At 46.0% G+C, this 18418-nt stretch carries 16 protein-coding genes; 9 read left to right on the forward strand and 7 right to left on the reverse strand.

Annotation, left to right across the window (positions count from 1 at the left end; all coding sequences use genetic code 11):
* Positions 1-21 precede the first annotated feature (21 nt).
* The gene (locus BS614_RS12535; protein ID WP_074094276.1) at positions 22-573 is read left to right on the forward strand and encodes a histidine phosphatase family protein; all 552 of its coding nucleotides are present in this window, start codon (positions 22-24) and stop codon (positions 571-573) included.
* 69 nt (positions 574-642) lie between these two features.
* On the opposite strand, the gene BS614_RS12540 is transcribed toward BS614_RS12535, so the two are convergent.
* Together BS614_RS12540 and coaA are read right to left on the reverse strand one after the other, a co-directional pair.
* The gene (locus BS614_RS12540; protein WP_047842233.1) at positions 643-1005 is read right to left on the reverse strand and encodes a DUF423 domain-containing protein; all 363 of its coding nucleotides are present in this window, start codon (positions 1003-1005) and stop codon (positions 643-645) included.
* A gap of 64 nt (positions 1006-1069) precedes the next feature.
* Positions 1070-1999, reverse strand: a complete 930-nt coding sequence (gene coaA / locus BS614_RS12545; RefSeq protein WP_074094277.1) for a type I pantothenate kinase — start codon at positions 1997-1999, stop codon at positions 1070-1072.
* Positions 2000-2194: 195 nt separating this feature from the next.
* Here coaA and BS614_RS12550 point away from each other — a divergent pair, with 195 nt between their 5' ends.
* The 5 genes from BS614_RS12550 to odhB all read left to right on the forward strand — a co-directional run bounded on the left by BS614_RS12550 (position 2195) and on the right by odhB (position 9352).
* Positions 2195-2983 (forward strand): DUF3891 family protein, encoded by a 789-nt coding sequence (locus BS614_RS12550; RefSeq protein WP_074094278.1) that lies wholly within the window; start codon positions 2195-2197, stop codon positions 2981-2983.
* A 238-nt stretch (positions 2984-3221) separates the two neighbouring features.
* The gene (locus BS614_RS12555; protein WP_074094279.1) at positions 3222-3731 is read left to right on the forward strand and encodes an 8-oxo-dGTP diphosphatase; all 510 of its coding nucleotides are present in this window, start codon (positions 3222-3224) and stop codon (positions 3729-3731) included.
* A gap of 360 nt (positions 3732-4091) precedes the next feature.
* On the forward strand, positions 4092-4577 hold the full coding sequence (locus BS614_RS12560; protein WP_074094280.1) for a GNAT family N-acetyltransferase: 486 nt from the start codon (positions 4092-4094) through the stop codon (positions 4575-4577).
* Positions 4578-5201: 624 nt separating this feature from the next.
* Positions 5202-8075 (forward strand): 2-oxoglutarate dehydrogenase E1 component, encoded by a 2874-nt coding sequence (locus BS614_RS12565; protein WP_047842236.1) that lies wholly within the window; start codon positions 5202-5204, stop codon positions 8073-8075.
* 5 nt (positions 8076-8080) lie between these two features.
* Positions 8081-9352 carry a 2-oxoglutarate dehydrogenase complex dihydrolipoyllysine-residue succinyltransferase gene (gene odhB / locus BS614_RS12570; protein ID WP_074094281.1) on the forward strand — a complete coding sequence of 424 codons (1272 nt, stop codon included), beginning with the start codon at positions 8081-8083 and terminating at the stop codon, positions 9350-9352.
* Positions 9353-9478: 126 nt separating this feature from the next.
* On the opposite strand, the gene BS614_RS12575 is transcribed toward odhB, so the two are convergent.
* The 4 genes from BS614_RS12575 to mnmL all read right to left on the reverse strand — a co-directional run bounded on the left by BS614_RS12575 (position 9479) and on the right by mnmL (position 13206).
* Positions 9479-10459 (reverse strand): alpha/beta fold hydrolase, encoded by a 981-nt coding sequence (locus tag BS614_RS12575; protein WP_074094282.1) that lies wholly within the window; start codon positions 10457-10459, stop codon positions 9479-9481.
* A 41-nt stretch (positions 10460-10500) separates the two neighbouring features.
* Positions 10501-11478, reverse strand: coding sequence for a type I phosphomannose isomerase catalytic subunit (locus tag BS614_RS12580; protein WP_062833413.1), 978 nt, complete (start codon positions 11476-11478; stop codon positions 10501-10503).
* Between the two features lie 189 nt (positions 11479-11667).
* A complete protein-coding gene (gene mnmM / locus BS614_RS12585) occupies positions 11668-12252 on the reverse strand; it encodes a tRNA 5-(aminomethyl)-2-thiouridylate-methyltransferase MnmM (RefSeq protein WP_074094283.1) in 585 nt (194 codons plus the stop codon).
* A complete protein-coding gene (mnmL, locus tag BS614_RS12590; RefSeq protein WP_074094284.1) occupies positions 12253-13206 on the reverse strand; it encodes a tRNA modification radical SAM protein MnmL/YtqA in 954 nt (317 codons plus the stop codon).
* A gap of 318 nt (positions 13207-13524) precedes the next feature.
* Here mnmL and BS614_RS12595 point away from each other — a divergent pair, with 318 nt between their 5' ends.
* Both BS614_RS12595 and trmB read left to right on the forward strand, forming a co-directional pair.
* Positions 13525-13725: a hypothetical protein gene (locus BS614_RS12595; RefSeq protein ID WP_036610190.1), complete on the forward strand. Its 201-nt coding sequence runs from the start codon at positions 13525-13527 to the stop codon at positions 13723-13725.
* A 152-nt stretch (positions 13726-13877) separates the two neighbouring features.
* Complete coding sequence (trmB, locus tag BS614_RS12600) at positions 13878-14633, forward strand: tRNA (guanosine(46)-N7)-methyltransferase TrmB (RefSeq protein ID WP_074094285.1); 756 nt, start codon at positions 13878-13880, stop codon at positions 14631-14633.
* Positions 14634-14762: 129 nt separating this feature from the next.
* Here the strand turns inward: trmB and BS614_RS12605 are convergent, their stop codons facing one another.
* Positions 14763-17015 (reverse strand): AraC family transcriptional regulator, encoded by a 2253-nt coding sequence (locus BS614_RS12605; protein ID WP_074094286.1) that lies wholly within the window; start codon positions 17013-17015, stop codon positions 14763-14765.
* A gap of 408 nt (positions 17016-17423) precedes the next feature.
* Between BS614_RS12605 and BS614_RS12610 the strand changes: the two genes are divergently transcribed.
* A complete protein-coding gene (locus BS614_RS12610) occupies positions 17424-18329 on the forward strand; it encodes an ABC transporter permease (protein ID WP_017689672.1) in 906 nt (301 codons plus the stop codon).
* Positions 18330-18418 lie beyond the last annotated feature (89 nt).

Here is an 18418-nt window from a genome sequence, read left to right on the forward strand (position 1 = left end):
ACACCATAGGAGGTAATAGCTATGCAGTCCATTTATCTTATCCGTCACGCCAAGGCCACAGGGCAGGAACCCCATGCAGAGCTTACAGATGAAGGGATCAGGCAGGCTGAAAAACTTGCCAATATCTTGGCTCATCACTCCATAACGTACATTGTCTCCAGTCCATGGGAAAGGGCCGTTCAGACGGCTATGCCACTGGGCATAGCAACGCTGCAACATATACATACGGATGAACGTCTCCAGGAGAGGATACTTAGCTCACTTGATCTGCCTAACTGGATAGATGTACTGAAACGTACATACGATGATGTGGATTGGGTGGAAGAAGGCGGGGAATCTTCGAGAAACGCGGCTGCAAGGGGTCTGGCACTACTGGAAGAGTTATGGAGCAGACCAGAACAGCACGGGGCCGTGGTTACACATGGAAACTTGTTATCACTGCTTATTCATGAGTATGAACCATCCTTTGGTTATGAAGAGTGGAGCAAACTTTCTAACCCGGATGTGTATGTGCTGGAGCGACAACGGTCAGATGCAGGGCTATCCACCATTCGAAGAATTTGGACAGATTAAACAGTAAAAGAGTGCTCCAGCGATATTATATCAGCGAGAACACTCTTTTCGTTTATCCACGGGGCATATTTACAATGCGGCAATCATGATCATAACCCATCCAGCCAAAAATGCGACTCCGCCAAGTGGGGTAATGGCTCCCAATCTGCGAACACCCGTTACACTTAAAACGTACAGGCTGCCAGAGAACAGGATGATTCCGGCGAACATCAGCCATCCGGCAAGCATGACGAGTGAAGAGGATTCAAGACGGTCTGCCAGCAGTCCGATCAGGATGATGCCAAGTCCGTGGATGAGGTGATATTGAACACCGGTTTCATAGATTTTGATCATGTCAGCTGATAATTTGCGCTTGAGCGCGTGTGCGCCAAAGGCACCCAAAGCAACAGCCAGGAACATCATAATACTGCCGAGTATAATCAGGGTTTGCAATGTGTTTTTCTCTCCTTTTAGGGGTAATTAGATATAACATCAAAGTGTACTGCACGAGTGTTGTCTACAGTTTGCGCAATTGAATCTGCCCAATGGAGTGATCGGCTTCCTTTTTCAGAATCAGTCTGGCACGTCCTTTGGTTGGCAAAATGTTTTCATGCAAGTTTTTGGCATTGATATCTTGCCAGATCTGATTGGCCGTACGCACGGTTTCTTCTTCATCAATATTGGCGAATCGTTGATGGAAAAAGGAATCCGTGTTCTGGAACGCTGTATTGCGGAGTAGCTTGAAACGCTCAACGTACCAGTGTCGTATATGCTCTTCTTCCGCATCAATGTAGATGGAAAAATCGAAGAAATCACTAACCAGCAAAGGCGTTTCCTTTTTGATCTGAAGTACATTGATACCTTCAATAATGAGAATATCCGGTTGACAGATCGGCTTCTCTTCCCCTTGAATGACATCGTAGGCGAGGTGAGAGTAGACGGGTGCTTTCACTTCGGGCTTGCCTGATTTCACATCACCCATGAACTGAATCAGGGATTTGATATCATAGCTTTCCGGGAATCCCTTGCGGTTCATGATGCCCTTCTCTTGCAGCACCGCATTGGGATATAAGAAACCGTCGGTTGTGACAAGGTCAACCTTCGGGCTATTCTTACCTCTGGCGAGCAGTGCCTGTAGCAAGCGGGCCGCTGTACTTTTGCCCACGGCAACACTACCCCCGATTCCAATGATGTAGGGGGTGGGTAGGGCTTCTTTTTTCATAAAGGAGGCCGTCAGTTGATTCAGCTCTCGTGAAACTCTTGCATATAGGTCAATAAAGTGGGTAAGAGGCAAATATATATCTTCGACTTCTTGAATCGATACCTCTTCATTCAATCCCTTTAACTGTTCTAATTCGGCTTCCGTCAGTGGAAGAGTGGTCTGATGTTCTTTAAGTTCAGCCCATTCCTTGCGGTTAAACTCGATGTAAGGAGAGTATAAATTCATGAGATCCCGCTTTCTGTATGTAATATAATTGTGGACACAACCTTTAGTGTATCAAATTTCAGGAAACTGACAACACCTTTACATTGTGCATTTCATAATGCCTTTCGTCAAAATGGAGCGAAAAACAACTTACTAGGAAAGTTTAACCCAATTTATGTTAAAGTCAACGTATACCATGCGGAAGGGTGACAGCACATGATCGTATATGAGAGAGAGCATGATTTTGTTTTGACCGCACAGCATGAGCATGGATTAGTAGCCGGAGAGATGGCTTCCCACTGGAAAAATGAATTATTAGCCGATGCTGCGCATCGGGATGAATTGATTCTAGCGGCCAAGGAACATGACCGTGGCTGGATTGAACTGGATTCGTCTCCGTTCTGGAATGATTACAGTCAATCGCCGTATTCGTTTCGTGACTTTCCATTGCGTCCGCGTTTTGTATTCTACCATAAAGGGATTGAAGAAGTTCGTGAGAAAAACCTCTACGCCGGATTATTGTGTAGCTTGATGTACACCGAGCTATTTCAGAAAAATCTGGGGGCCAATGCTCAGGATGATGATGACATCCGAGATTATCTGCAACAAGAACACGAACGTCAGCTGGATTGGGAGAAACAGCTTGGTGGTGATGCTGAAGCACTGAAACAGAGGCTGCAAAGTGATGTGGAGATCATGCTTTTCTGTGATCAGCTCAGTCTGTTTCTCTGTATGGAGGAACCGGGAACACCTGCTGCGCGTTATGATTTTTTTGCAGAAGGGCTCAGTTGTACGTTTGATGCCTGTTCCAGACAACCGATTCAGGCAGAGTGGTTATCCAATGAAAAAGTAGGCCTGTCGTTTTTCCCGTTTGATGAGGACTTTACGATCGTTTTGCCTTATAAATCGGTGCCAAAGGCAAGTATCCGCAAATTTGGTATGCAACAGGCTTATCGCCGGGCTGAATGGAAGGAACGCCGGGTGTTGATTACGGAATTGAACTGAGAACTGGAAACTCCAGGCTTGAGGAAAGAGCAGCATAGAATATCACAAAACAGGCGGGCTTCTGATGTACAGGTGTACAGGGCGTCCGCCTTTCGTATGCATATATATCATCATAGACTATACTGTGAGACCGGTGAAAATACCAATGAATCAGAGTGGGAATAAAGAAGGAAAACACAGGTTATTCCCAGAAATGTTAGTGTACAGCAGAGAAACGCACGTTAGCAGGAGGACGAATATGGATACTAGAATAGAGATATTAACGATGTGTATGGTATGGGACAAAATGAATGATCAGGTGTTGTTAATGAATCGGCCGGACCGCAAAGGATTTCCGGGATACATTGCTCCTGGGGGGAAGGTAGATTTTCCGGAGAGTATCGTGGATGGTGCCGTGCGGGAGGTTCTGGAGGAGACAGGGCTAGTAGTTAATGAGATTACGTATAAAGGGCTTGATGAGTTCTGTGATCCCGAACAAGGATTGCGGTACATGGTATTTAACTATTTGGCGACTTCATTCGAGGGTCGGTTATTGCAAGATCCGCCCGAAGGCGAACTGTTATGGGTGCCTATGAAGCGGGTTTTTGAGCTGCCTATGCAGGATTGGTTTGCTGAACGTTTCCCGCGTTTTTTCCAAAAAGGTACTTTTGAGCGCAGCGTGATCTGGGAGAAGTCATCCGGACGTACACTGCAAGAGACATTTATGGTGTATAGCGATTCGGTACTTGAACAGAGTGGGACCCGATAAGTTAAACCGTCAGAAGGAGGAAAAATCATGGGATACCAGCATGCCCTGCAAGGATACATTGCGGCGACGCTTGATGGGGAATGGAAATTAATCCATGAGCATTTAAGCTTGGGTTAGGATATAAAATAATGCCTCATAATGTATCATCCATATCTATATATTTATATCCAAATATTATGATATAATGAAGTTTACTATTTTTATAGGAGATGACTAGTCTGTGGGTAATAGTGTGTGATTAATAGCTTGAGTAAACTAGTTTGTTGAAATGAAGAATGATATATTTGTGGATTTGCCATACATAGGCTTCTGCAAACAGAACGTAAATGAATATTGTACGATGAAAAGGTGGAGATTGGCATGAAATTGTCGTTCCGGATTTTGGACTGGGAAGAAGAGAGACCGTACGAACTTTTATTGATGGCTGATCCTTCAAAAGCAATTGTAGATGAGTACCTGAGTCGGGGTGTTTGTTTTATTGCCGAGTATGAAGGAGAGATGGTTGGGGAGTTCGTATTGTTGAAGACTCGTCCAGAGACTGCGGAGATTGTTAATATTGCCGTACAGGAAGAACTGCAGGGACAAGGTGTAGGCAAACACATGATTAAGGAAGCGATGGAAGCTGCACGTAGATTGGGCTGCCGGATTCTCGAGATTGGGACAGGCAACTCTAGTTTTCATCAATTGAAGTTATACCAACGTTGCGGTTTTCGCATTATCGGGGTTGATCGTGACTTCTTTGTGAGGCACTATGAGGAAGAGATTATAGAGGATGGTATCCGCTGTGTGGATATGATCCGTATGGCCATAGATTTGGATGCTGTTACAGAGGATGGAAAGAAATAGGAAGTATTTGCTGGGGTGAAATATGCTGAATCCAAAGAAGCTGCTCGGATAATTTATGTCTGGGCCAGCTTTTTGCTGTGTGTCTCCTGAAGAAAACCCCAATTATTTGTTGAATGTGACGTCAAATGGTTAATGTTTAACTTGACGGTTTGTTTTTGAACATAATGGACCACAATTCAATTAAGGAGGTAAAATGGGAGATCGTATGCCTATTTTGTTATAATTAAGCGTTCGTTGTTCTACCCAAATTGACCGATTTATTCGATTCATCTAATTTATGCATCAATTGAACTAAAAATAGGAAATGCTCCTGAGCGTAAAAGTTTATAGAATAGAGAGTAGAACATGGACTTCACTTGAAGAAGAGGAGAAAGTGTAACCTTCGAACGGATCAGGACAGTATTCGACATCTGTGCGACGGTATATACAATCATTGTTTTACTTTGATTTTGAAAACGCAGACAAACCTTGACGGGAGCGTCGGACTAACGTTACTACCACCAACAGCACGATTATTGGACTTCATGAAAAATTTCGCTTAAAATGTTGAACGAACGCAAATTACGGCTTAGTCAATGATTTCCGTCAAAAACTTATGACTAAATCAAGACGGAGGGAACGTCGATGACGATCGTGGAAGGCAACAAGAAGCCCTGGGAAAGTTACTATGGCCCCAATATGGGATACGTACAGGAACAATATGAATTATTCACTCAAGACCCTGGTTCGGTTACACCGGCTTATCGTGAACTATTTGAACAATGGGGTGCACCGCCGATGTCTGGCAGGGATGCACGCACAACCTTGAATTCCGGCAACGCCCAATCGGCTTCCGGAAGCGTAGACATTCAACTATTACAGAAAGCGGTTACAGCGGGTAAACTGGTATGGAACATCCGTACCTATGGTCATCTTGCTGCAGATATAGATCCGCTTGGAATCAGTGAAGATACAGACACATCTTTGCTGGAACCTCAGCATTTTGAATTAAACGAAGAAGATCTGAAAGCTTTGCCTGCTTCCCTGATCTGGGAAGGTGCAGATGGACAGACAGCAACCGGATGGGATGCAATCCAACGCTTGCGTCAGATATACACTGGACCCATGGCCTACGAATTCAGTCATGTGCACGAAGTTCAAGAGCGTGAGTGGCTGAATCGTCGTGCGGAATCCCGGACATCACCGGCTCCACTTACGCCGAAAGAACGTAAGGCTTTGCTGGAACGTTTGGTTGAAGTTGAGCAATTTGAAGATTATCTTCACAAAACATTTGTTGGGCAGAAACGTTTCTCCATCGAAGGTAACGATGTGCTTGTGCCGATGCTGGATGAAGCTGTTCGCATCATGGCAGAAGCCGGATCAAGCCACATTCTGATGGGTATGGCCCACCGTGGACGGTTAAATGTGCTGGCTCATGTTTTGGGCAAACCGTACAGCAAAATTTTCTCTGAATTTCATCATGCTCCGAACAAAGATTTGGTTCCATCGGAAGGATCGACTGGAATCAACTACGGTTGGACGGGGGATGTCAAATATCATATGGGTGCCAACCGTTTTGTGAAAGACGGGGAAACTGTGCAGGCACGCCTTACTCTGGCGAATAACCCGAGCCATCTGGAATACGTTAATCCGGTTGTACAAGGGTTTGCACGTGCGGCTCAGGATGACCGTCGTGACCCAGGATATCCGAAGCAGGACGTGACTAAGGCAGCTACCATTTTGATGCATGGTGATGCAGCATTCCCTGGAGAAGGGATCGTTGCAGAGACGCTTAACTTCAAAGCTCTGCCAGGATATCAGAATGGTGGAACCATCCATATTATCGTCAACAATCGTCTGGGTTTCACTACAGATAGCAGTGATTCCCGTTCAACGTACTACGCAAGTGACCTTGCTAAAGGGTACGAAATTCCGATTGTACACGTGAATGCGGACAATCCGGATGCTTGTATTGCAGCCATTCGTATGGCAGCCGAGTATCGCAATCGTTTCAAAAAGGATTTCCTGATCGACTTGATCGGTTACCGTCGCTACGGCCATAACGAAACCGATGATCCAGAAACGACTCAACCTATCGTTTATGACAAGGTGAAAAACCATCCAACGGTAAGCCACTTGTATCAGGATCAGTTGAAAGAGGAATCGATTATCGATGATGCATCCATTACGAGCATTCGCGATGGAGTAACGAACAAATTAAAAGAAGCTTATGACCAGATGAAGAAAAATGAAGTACATGAATATTATCAGCGGAAAATCAGTGAGCCGGAAGCTGTTACGATTACTCCGACTGCGGTACCGCTGGAGAATCTGCGCAGCATTAATGCCGATCTGCTGAAATGGCCTGAGAACTTCAATGTGTATCCGAAGTTACAGCGGATTTTGCAACGCCGGAGCACTTCCCTGAACGAAGGGGAAAAAGTGGATTGGAGCCTTGCGGAGACACTCGCATTTGCAACCATTCTGGCAGATGGCAAGCCAATTCGGATTAGTGGACAGGATGCCGAGCGTGCTACATTCGCTCATCGGAATCTGGTGTTGCATGATTCGGAGAATGGAGCAAAGTTCTGCCCATTACATCACTTGCCACAGGCAAGAGCATCCTTTGCAATCTATAACAGTCCGTTGTCTGAAGAATCCGTTGTTGGATTCGAATACGGATATAACGTATATTCACCCGATACACTGGTCATCTGGGAAGCTCAATTCGGTGACTTTGCCAACTGTGCACAGGTTATCTTTGATCAGTTTGTATCAGCGGGTCGTGCCAAGTGGTCTCAGAAATCCAGTCTGGTCATGTTGCTTCCACATGCGAATGAGGGTCAGGGACCTGAGCATACAAGTGCTCGTCTTGAACGCTTCCTTCAGCTTTGTGCAGAAGACAACATGACGGTTGCCAACTTGTCGAGTGCTTCTCAGTACTTCCACTTGTTGCGTCGTCAAGCTTCCTTGACTGAAACGGAAGATGCTCGTCCACTTGTGATGATGTCACCGAAAAGTCTCATTCGGAATCCGCGTGTTGCTTCACCGGCAGTCGAATTCAGTGAAGGCAAGTTTGAGCTTGTGCTGGAGCAAGCCGGACTGGGTACACAGCCGGATCGCGTAGAGCGCATTATTTTGTGCAGTGGCAAGATTGCCATTGACTTGGAAGATGCTTTTGAAAAAGATAAAGCAGATTGGTCATGGCTTCACATCATTCGAGTGGAACAGCTATATCCGTTCCCGGCAGAAGAGATTAAACGCATACTCGCACGTTTCAGCAATGTAAAAGAACTGGTATGGGTACAGGAAGAAAACAAAAACATGGGTGCCTGGACATACATGGAGCCTCGTCTTCGTGAAGTTGCCCCGGAAGGCACAACCGTTAGATACGAAGGTCGCCCGGAACACGCAAGTCCTTCCAGCGGTTATCAGCTTGTGCATAGTATGGAACAGCAACAGATTATTACATCTGCGTTGAAACAAACGACGAAGAATAATATTCCACTGGGGAGGTAACAGCTGTGAGTGAAATTAAAGTACCTGCAATGGGTGAGTCAATAACTGAGGGAACTGTATCCAGATGGATGGTTAAAGAAGGGGATACCGTTAATCAGGGTGATGTGCTTCTTGAACTGGAAACGGATAAAGTAAATATTGAGATCAGCGCCGAAGAAAGTGGCGTGCTGGAGAAGATCATTCGTCAGGAAGGAGAGACGGTAGTGATCGGTGAAACGATCGGTACACTCTCAGCTGGTTCTGGAGGAGGAAGCGGTGCACCCGCTTCCGAACCAGCAGCTGAAGAGAAAAAGGCCGTTACTCCTGCACCTGAAGCTCCAACACCACCACCAGCACCTGTTGCGGCAGCACCGGAGTCATCCGATAGTGCCAAGACGGCTTCACCGTCTGCCCGTAAGCTTGCACGTGAACGTGGTATCGAACTGGATCAGGTTCAGAGCAAAGATCCGATTGGACGGGTATACCAGGATGATGTGAAGAGTCATAACAATCAGGCGCCTGCTCCTGCTGCTCCACCTGCGAGTAAAGCTCCAGCAGCACCAAGTGCTCCGGCAGCTGGAAATTCAACCTATACCAAACCAGTGGAGCGTCAGCGGATGTCTCGCCGTCGTGCAACCATTGCGAAACGTCTGGTAGAGGCTCAGCAGACAGCAGCCATGTTGACTACGTTTAATGAAGTTGATATGACTGCGATCATGGATGTACGTAAACGCCGTAAGGACAAGTTCAAAGAGAAACATGAAATTAACCTGGGCTTCATGTCCTTCTTCACCAAAGCGGTTGTGGGGGCTCTGAAAAAATTCCCTACAATTAACGCAGAGATTGATGGCGAAGATGTTGTACTCAAAAAGTATTATGATATCGGCATCGCCGTATCTGCGAAGGAAGGACTGGTTGTACCGGTTGTGCGTGATGCAGATCGTCTGGGCTTTGCCGAGATCGAGAAGAGCATTGCGGACCTGGCATCCAAAGCTCGTTCCAACACTTTGGCGTTATCTGATCTGCAAGGTGGAACGTTCACCATCACCAATGGTGGAACATTTGGTTCCTTGTTGTCTACGCCAATTCTGAATACACCTCAAGTGGGTATTCTGGGGATGCATAAGATCCAGCTTCGTCCAGTGGCGATTGATGCAGAACGGATGGAGAACCGTCCAATGATGTACATCGCGTTGTCCTACGATCATCGGATTATCGACGGTAGTGAAGCTGTTCGTTTCCTCGTGACCGTGAAAGAACTGCTTGAAGACCCGGAATCCCTGTTAATTGAAGGTTAATCCATAACGTTTGATTATAGCTATCATTCATATCGCTTAACAAGAAAACCCCTGAACTGGTGCGCAGCGTGAGCTGTACATCCGATTCTGGGGTTTCTTTTTGCTCTTGATATGTCTCCGACTCTATTATATAGAGTCAGCCGTCTCAGTACGGTTCAACGGACTAGGGTGTGTATTCGGGCCAGGGGTATTCCGCTCTAACCAGTTCACAACATGCTGAGCCACTTCTGTTCGGTTGATCTCATGCAGCATTTCATGGCGTCCATCCGGATACAGGCGATACTCAATATTCTCCAGCTGAAGCTTCTTATACTGAGAGACCAGATTAAGAACGCCTTTGCCATGAAGTCCGACAGGGTCCTTCTCACCTGAGAACAGGTAAACGGGTTTGTGTTTGGGTATGCGCTCCATATTGTGTGGAAGATGTACTTCAAGCAGCAATTTGAAGAAGTCGCGGAAAAAGCCTGCTGTACAGACTGCTCCGCACAGGGGATCATCAATGAATCGCTGAACCTCTTGTGAGTCCCGGGACAACCAATCAAATGGTGTCGTTGCAGGGCGGAAAGAGCGGTTAAATCCACCAAATACAATTGCGTTGAGCAGCATGCTGGGGTGGGTAGCACCCTGAATGCCGCACTGCAAGAAGGCCAACTTCTCTCCAAATCGGAGCAGACCGCGTCTGCCGTTTGTCCCGGATAAAATAAAGGCATGGTACTGCTCATGACCAGCGTACATGAGATGTTGTACCAAGAATGAGCCCATGCTATGTCCCATTAGAAACAGGGGCACCCCAGGATTCTCCTTGGTGGCTACTTCGCCCAAATTGATCATATCACTCGCCATCCAGCGGAAGGCATCGATACCAGCATTACCAAGCAACTTGGCATTCTCCACAGTTTTGCCATGACCCCGATGGTCATTGGCATAGACCGCATAGCCATTTTGGGTAAGAATGCTGGCAAATTCTGCGTATCGGGCTGCCGTCTCGCCCATGCCATGTGCAATTTGCACTACACCTTTAACGTTGCATTCCGGATCGGGAAGCCAGCGGTACACATGAATACGGGTACCTTCACTAGCGACCAAGGCAAAGGTAGATTCCTGCATCTCGTGTAATTCCTCCTTCACAGGTTACATATAAGCTTGATTTAGGGCAGATAAGAGCGAAGAACAGTGGTATTTCCATCTAATGTATAAGAACCCAGATTGGCTGGCAAGAGATAACATTGTCCAGCTTTCAATTCAATGTTGTCTGATTCAGCATGTGCCCACGAAAGTGTTCCTTCGCCTTCACAGACAACGAGAATCGTGAAGCTGTCAGGATTGGTGGAGAGTTCCCACCGTTCAGTCACAATCCCTTTTTCCACCACAAAATAAGGGCATTCCGCAAGCTTGAGCCATTCACCAGGAGTAGCGTTATTTGTTTTCATCGTTGAGGCACCTGCGCCCTCATAAGCGGTGACATTTAAGGAGTCTTCAACATGCAACTCACGTGGTTTGCCATCCAGCCCTGGACGATTGTAATCGTAAATTCGGTACGTCGTATCCGAGTTTTGCTGAATCTCAGCGACAACGACACCTGCACAGAGCGCATGTACTGTTCCGGCAGGGATAAAGAACGTATCACCAGCTTCTACAGGTACCTGACGAAGGGTATCCATCACCGTTCCGTTTTCCAATGCTTCTTTTAATGTTGCCCGATCAACGCCTTCATTCAAGCCATAGATGATGTGTGCGCCCGGTTTTGCATCGAGTACATACCACATTTCTGTTTTGCCAAGCTCGCCAGGAGGAAGTGCCTCATACTCGTCTGTTGGATGAACCTGCACGGACAGGTCATCGTTGCAGTCAAGCAGCTTAATCAGAAGGGGGAAACGGCCGCCTTTTTCGGAAACGCCTTTGGTTCCAAGCCATTCGGTGCCCAGTTGTTCACGAACTTCATCCAGACCCTTGCCAGCCAGTGCTCCATTTAATACCTTGGTTGTACCGTTTGGATGATCCGCAATCATCCATCCTTCTCCGATATGTCCTTCAGGGGGCGTAAGGCCGAATTGCTCCAGCGCACGACCGCCCCATACACGTTCTTTGAATTCAGGTTGGAATTGTAGTGGGTATGGCGTAGACATCAGTAATCTCTCCTCTAGTATATGAAATGGTGGATCGCTTTAATCAGTCATGGGCATGTAGTCGCCATGAGCAAACAAGTGAATACGTTTGCATATGTAGATGTAGAACACAGATCGCAGTAAGAAAAAGTCGTTAATAGCTCACCTTGCGATTGTGTCTAGTTTATTGTATTTGGTGAACAAAGGAAATTATTTTTTCTCGATTCCGATCAGAAAAGGAGAAGTTTCTCGCTGCAATTGGCGATACATCACAACCTGTGCCTGTTCCACCGGCAGGGCAGAGGACCATTCCAATACGGCTGCCGCTTCCTGTGCGCCTCCGTCATGACCGGGGTAGAGTACAACCGTAATGATTCCGCGAGGGCGTAATAAAGCGAGTGCAGCCTCGAGTGCAGCGATCGTGCTGTCAGTCTCGGTGATGATGGAGGAATCTGCACTTTCTGAAGGCAGGTACCCCAGATTAAACATAACTGCACCAACCGCACCAAGCCATGACTCAGGAACCGCTTCTGCCATTCGATCATGGCTTAGTTGCAGCATGGAGATGGAGCCAAGCTTGGCTTCATCGGTTTGTTTTCGAATCCGGGCCTGTGCCAGCGTGAGGGCTTCACTTTGAATATCGAATCCAATGACTTGACCACGCCTGCCTACTTGTTGTGCCAAAAATAGTGTGTCTGCTCCTGTACCAACCGTTGCATCTATGGCCAGATCACCTGGCTGCAGACGGGAAGCAATCCACTGATGTGCACAGCTGAGAACCGAAAGAAAGCCCATCTATGCTCGCCTCCAATACTTACCTTGCCATGAATCCCGCTCTCGCAGCTCACGATCAATGGAGTTCAACACTTCCCATTTGTTCATGGACCACATCGGTCCAATCAGCAGATCACGCGGTGCGTCACCTGTAAGACGGTGCACGATCATTTCCGGTGGAAGCATCTCCAGTGTATCTACGATCAGTTTGATGTACTCGTCCTGATCCAGAAAACGTAAAAGACCAGCTTCGTATTGCTTCACCATTGGTGTTTTGCGCATCAGATGCAGCAGGTGAATCTTGATTCCCTGTACATCCATATTGGCAACTGCCCGTCCAGTCTCCAGCATCATCTCATGTGTCTCTTGAGGCAGACCATATATGATATGTGTACACACTCGTATATTCCGTTTTCGCAGTTTCTCAACCGCTTCTTCGTAACACTTCGTGTCGTGCGCGCGATTAATCAATGTTGATGTGGAATCATGGATCGTTTGAAGGCCCATCTCAACCCACAGATAGGTGCGTTCGTTCAGTTCAGCCAAATAATCAACAACGTCATCTGGCAAACAATCCGGGCGAGTGGCGATGGACAAACCAACAACACCGGGTTGCTCAAGAATTTCTTCAAAATATTCGCGCAGCTCCTCAACCGGAGCATACGTATTCGTATAGGCTTGGAAATAGCCAATATAATGGGCTGTAGGCCACTTGAGGTGCTGTTTATCTCGAATTGTATTGAATTGGGTGACCAGATCTTCACGTCTGCTGCCAGCAAAATCGCCTGACCCACGCGCACTGCAGAAGGTGCAGCCACCTTTGGCAATGGAACCATCGCGGTTGGGACAGGTGAATCCAGCATCCAGCATCACTTTGAAAACCTTATTGTTAAATTGATCGCGCATCTCATAATTCCAGGTATGGAATCGTTTATCTCCCCGCAGGAGAGGGGACTGTAATGCAGGTGCATTCATCTTCAGGGTACTCCTTTGGCTGTCGAATTACCGTAATCATACGTGAACAAAAGAAGAAGCGCTATGCGATTTCCGTCATAGACGATGGATAGCGATTATAGGTGTCTTCATGAACTTTTATCATTGTATCAAAAAACGAAAAAAAAAGGGAATCGAAACGCAAAAATAGGCCGTAAAATCAAGGTTTTCTCCTTGCTATAGTTTACACCTTATGTTATATTTAAATCAGCGTCAGACACCATCTAATGGGTATTATTCATCATAGCATTTGAATCAACGTTGACGTCATGGACCATACTATACCGTGAGGTGATATGAATGAATTCCCAAGTTAAAAACAATGAATTGAATCATGTGTCTGTTGAATTGACGGCAGAAGAAGCACTGGCTTTAACAGGTGTTCGTTTTAATGGAAATCCGAAAGTGAAAGCGGCTGCAAGACAAAAAGTTCGCGATGCTTTCGAAAAGACATTTGATTTTTCACACCAAGATAAGGTAGACTATGAACTACTAAAGTAGTTGGACCCCAATTCCAAATAAATCGAAGAGGGAATCTTTGAGATTTGCCCAAAGTGGCAGATCCGAAGATTCCCTTTTCATTGCTCTTTACAATTTGCCAGTTCTTCGGCAAAATAAGTCTGAGACAAGTATGGGACAAACGGAGGAATAAAATGCGTTTACGTGGCAGAAAAGGGATAAGAGAAAATCTGGAGCAACAAGTTGATCTTGTTGTACTGGACCCTAAGCAACATAAAGGAAAATGGTCTGAACTGTTTGGCAATGATCACCCGATCTTCGTGGAATTTGGTATGGGTAAAGGTCAATTTATCAGCCAAATGAGTTATAAATATCCGGAATTTAATTTCATCGGTATTGATATGTATGATGAACTGGTGCGTCGTGCCAGTGAGAAAGCTCGTAATGCGTGGAGTCAGTCTGATGTGGAGACACCCCCTAACCTGAAGCTGGCGCTGGCGAATATCGAACAGATCGAAGAAGTTTTTGAACCGGAAGAACTGGAGCGTATTTATTTGAACTTCAGCGATCCTTGGCCAAAAGCAAAGCATGCACGTCGTCGTTTGACGCACCCGCGCTTCCTGAAGAAATACACGGAATTGCTTAATCCCAAAGGTCAGATTCATTTCAAAACCGATTCGGAAACGCTGTTTGATTTCTCACTCAACGCCATTGCCGACTTCGGCCTGCAAATGACCAATATTTCTTTGAATCTGCATCGTGATGGTTTGAATGAAGAACATGTGATGACGGAGTACGAGCAGAAATTCATGGGTAAAGGTATGAACATTCACCGGGTTGAAGTGATTGTGGGTGAAGAGGCCCTGCGTGAGTATCAGCAGACACGTCTGGACAAGTATAAAGTTCGTGAAGCTTCTGATGAGTCTGGTGAAGATCAGGAACAGGAATAAATCGAAATCTAACTTAAACTCATTAAAGAAGAGCGACACATGAGGTGAATGATTCATTCTCATAGGTCGCTCTTTTTTTGCATTAACAATCCATGTGCAATGCTCCATAAACTCAAGTCTGGGATGATTTCAAAAGTTTTCTGAATGAAATTCTTTGCGGCGATAATCGTTTGGTGTAACCCCATTGAACTTTTTGAACATGCGATAGAAGTATGAACTGTTGGTGAATCCGGTCCTCTCGGCAATGTCGGCAACGGAGTTTTCTGTCTCCACCAGCAGATGCTGGGCCTTGGCTATGCGGGTTTCGTTAATTACGTCCGTGAGCCCTTTCAGGGTGAGCTGTTTGTATAGCCTGCTTACATAGATGGGCGACATGCCCAACTCATCTGCGATAGAAGTTAGACATAGATTGGGGTCCGCATAGTCCCGCTCAATAATGCCATTGATTTTACGAATTAACTCTTCGTGCTTCAGTGTACGTTTCTCCTCGACTTTGGAACCAAGCTCATCAAACATCCGATAGAAGTGTTCATGTACTTCACTGATGTCTTCCGCGTCTTTGACAGGCAGCATCAGACCATCCGAGACTGAATCAAGCGTGAGTTGATTATTCTTCTTGAGGGTATTTCGTACATGGTTCAGTGTCATCGTCAGATGGGATAAAGCTAGCTGGAAGACGGTAAATGGATATGCGGCTGTCTCGCCGACGATGTCTGCATAGACGTGTTTGGCTTCTTCCGTCTTGCCTGTCATTAGATAATCGACAAGTTGTCTTTCCTTACCTGCTGGGAATGCGTACTCCTTGGCGTGATAAGCCATGATGTCAGAGGTATAGATCAGACAGCCCGGTCCCATGAACAAACGATGCAGTGAAGCTTCGGCTGATCTGGTGTAGGATGCAATACTGTCTTCCAATGAATCTTCTTCCGTGCCGATCGTACAGGAGATGGAGCATTTCAAATGGGTCATTACAGCTGCCTGCATCATACGTAGCAGCTCTTCGATCCGGTTATGAGCAGGTTGCCCAAGTTCATGGCTTTCCGCTTTTTCATTGAAGATGAGTGTGATCAGATCACCACCCATGTCCACAGCTTCCGCATTGTAGTGGAGATCGGCTGTCTCGGTGCAGATGTTCATCATGGCGTATTTTACAAGCTGGGTCTCATCACGATACGTTTCGCTAAATTCGGTAAAGTGGTCAATACGCAGCAATACCAGTCTGGATGCACGCTGAACATCAATGGAGGAACCATAGAACTTCATCCGTTCTTCCAGCATACCTCCAGTTACTGTTTCGCGGCCCTGTAGGGCCCCTCGTAGAAAATCCTGCCGTAACAAATGAAGACTGCCACGTCGCTCTGCTTCCATCACACGTAAACGAACAAGCACCTTATCAATAGGATGATATAGTTTTCGGGACACAAGGTAAGAGAGCAGTAACCCTGCGAAGAGAAGTCCAACACAAAACAGAACGGTATGTGTGCGCATACTCCGTATATCTGAGGTAATCAGATCATAAGGTGTTATTCTCACATAACGCCAACCCAGGTCATCGGGAGCGGTATAGGTGATGAGAGATTTTTCTCCGTCGACCTTCTCGGTAAAGTAAGCTGACTGCTCCGTATCCTGCATAATTGGCTTCATAAAAGCTTCGCTGGAGAGATTTTTCATCAATGCACGGTCGCCAAAGTCGGATAAAAGGTCTCCCTTCTCATCCACGATAAAGGTTTTGCCTGGTTGATCCACAGCATTCATATTGGGACTGAGCCAATCATCCTTGATATTAACGATGACAGCGTAGTTTAGTTTGGCATTGTCATTGATCGTGTCATAACAGAGATAGGTGTAGCTGTTAACCTCTGTCGCTTCGGTAGAACCGACCTGATATGTACGCGGGATGGGAACAAAAGGTTTATAGTCATGGAAGTTCTGGAGGATACTTTTAATCCCCTGATCGTCGATCTCCGAGATGGACTGCTGCCCATTGCGCACGTCGGAACTGATAAAGAATTCATTACTTTTGGAGTTATATACATAGATGGATTCAATAAAGGGAAGGGACATACGGTAGTTGTCGAGCTGCTCCATCGCCGATGTGATTTCATAGATATTTGGTTTGGAATAAAGCAGTAATGAAGAGATGGTGTAGTCCTGATAAATCTGATATGACAATGATTTTGCAGTCTCGGTCATTTTGGCCACTTCACGGCTGGTTTGAGTAAGACTGTTCATATCTGTACGATACACCTGGCGAAGAGCAATTCGATTATAGTTGACGTACAAAATAGAAGAAGCCACAAGTAAGGTAGCGACGGTACTGATAATAATGCCGATCAGAATCCGTGTGAAGACCTGCTGACTGTCCTCTGAACGTTTACGCATTCTGTTTCCCCCTCAAACCTCCTATTTTGGGTGAACCACATAGAATTTCATATACATACGTGAGGCTTCATAGTTGGATGAGCAGAAGAGCAAGAGTAACTTGAATTATATATTATGTATGCGTTTACATCAATGATGGACAGGCTGTTTTGCCTGTTTTCTCTACATAAAGTTCAACTTTCGCTGGATTGTTCACTAGGTGTAGCCTATGCACGATATCAACATTTGTGAACGGATGTGTGTGGATGTCTGTTCATTTCATGGTTCGTTCATTTTGTTCATAGTTCATTTCGCAGAATCGTTCATTTTCTGAAGGGAAGCTTCAGTATCCGTGAGTGAAGAGAGCATCTACAATAAAAAGAGAGCTCCACCACGTAGCACCGCAAGAAATTCGGGAGGGATCGAGCCATGCTCAAAGAATTGAACAAAAACAAAATCATGTTTCTGATGCTGTTGCCCACGCTGATCTTTTTTCTGATTAACTCGTATTTTCCGATGGTCGGCATCTATTATGCGTTCACCCGGTATGATTTTGAAGGCGGATTATTTGGCAGTCCATTTGTCGGTCTGGAGAACTTTAAGTTCCTATGGCAATCCGGAATGTTGCTCAAGCTCACAACCAATACCGTGGGTTACAATCTCGCCTTCATTATATTAGGAAACGGTCTGGCGATCTTCTGTGCGATCATGCTTAGCGAGATCCGGGGCAGGTTATTCAAAAAAATTACGCAATCCGTCATGTTCTTGCCGTATTTCATCTCATTTGTACTATTAAGTGTAATCGCTTACAACATGTTTAACTACGAGTCGGGTTTTGTGAACACGGTGCTCAAACGTTTTGAGGCCGGCCCGGTCGACATTTATAACACACCCTGGATCTGGGTATTCCTGATCATCATCTTTTACCTATGGAAAAATCTTGGATACAGCATGGTCATCTATCTGGCCGCCATAACGGGTATCAGTGATGAGTATTATGAGGCTGCCCGAATCGACGGGGCCAATATATTTCAGCGGATCTGGTACATTACAGTACCGATGCTGAAGCCAACCTTTGTCATCCTGCTGTTGTTCTCACTCGGCAGCATTATGAAGGGGCAGTTTGACCTGTTCTATCAACTGATCGGCAACAACGGGGTGTTGTACAACGCTACAGATATTATTGATACGTATGTGTATCGTTCACTGAAAGTAACGTTTGATATCGGGATGGCAACGGCAGCTGGTCTGTATCAGTCCTTGTTTGGATTCATTTTGATCATGACCGTCAACTATATTATCCGCAAAGTAAATGAGGACTACGCCTTGTTCTAGAACGCCCGCAGGGCAGGAGGGAGAACGATCATGAACACGCCAATGAATACTCACACTCGTACGAATACTCGTCTCAGAGATTCGGAATT

Origin of the sequence: Paenibacillus xylanexedens, assembly GCF_001908275.1 — a bacterium.
Classification (GTDB): Bacteria; Bacillota; Bacilli; order Paenibacillales; family Paenibacillaceae; genus Paenibacillus; species Paenibacillus xylanexedens_A.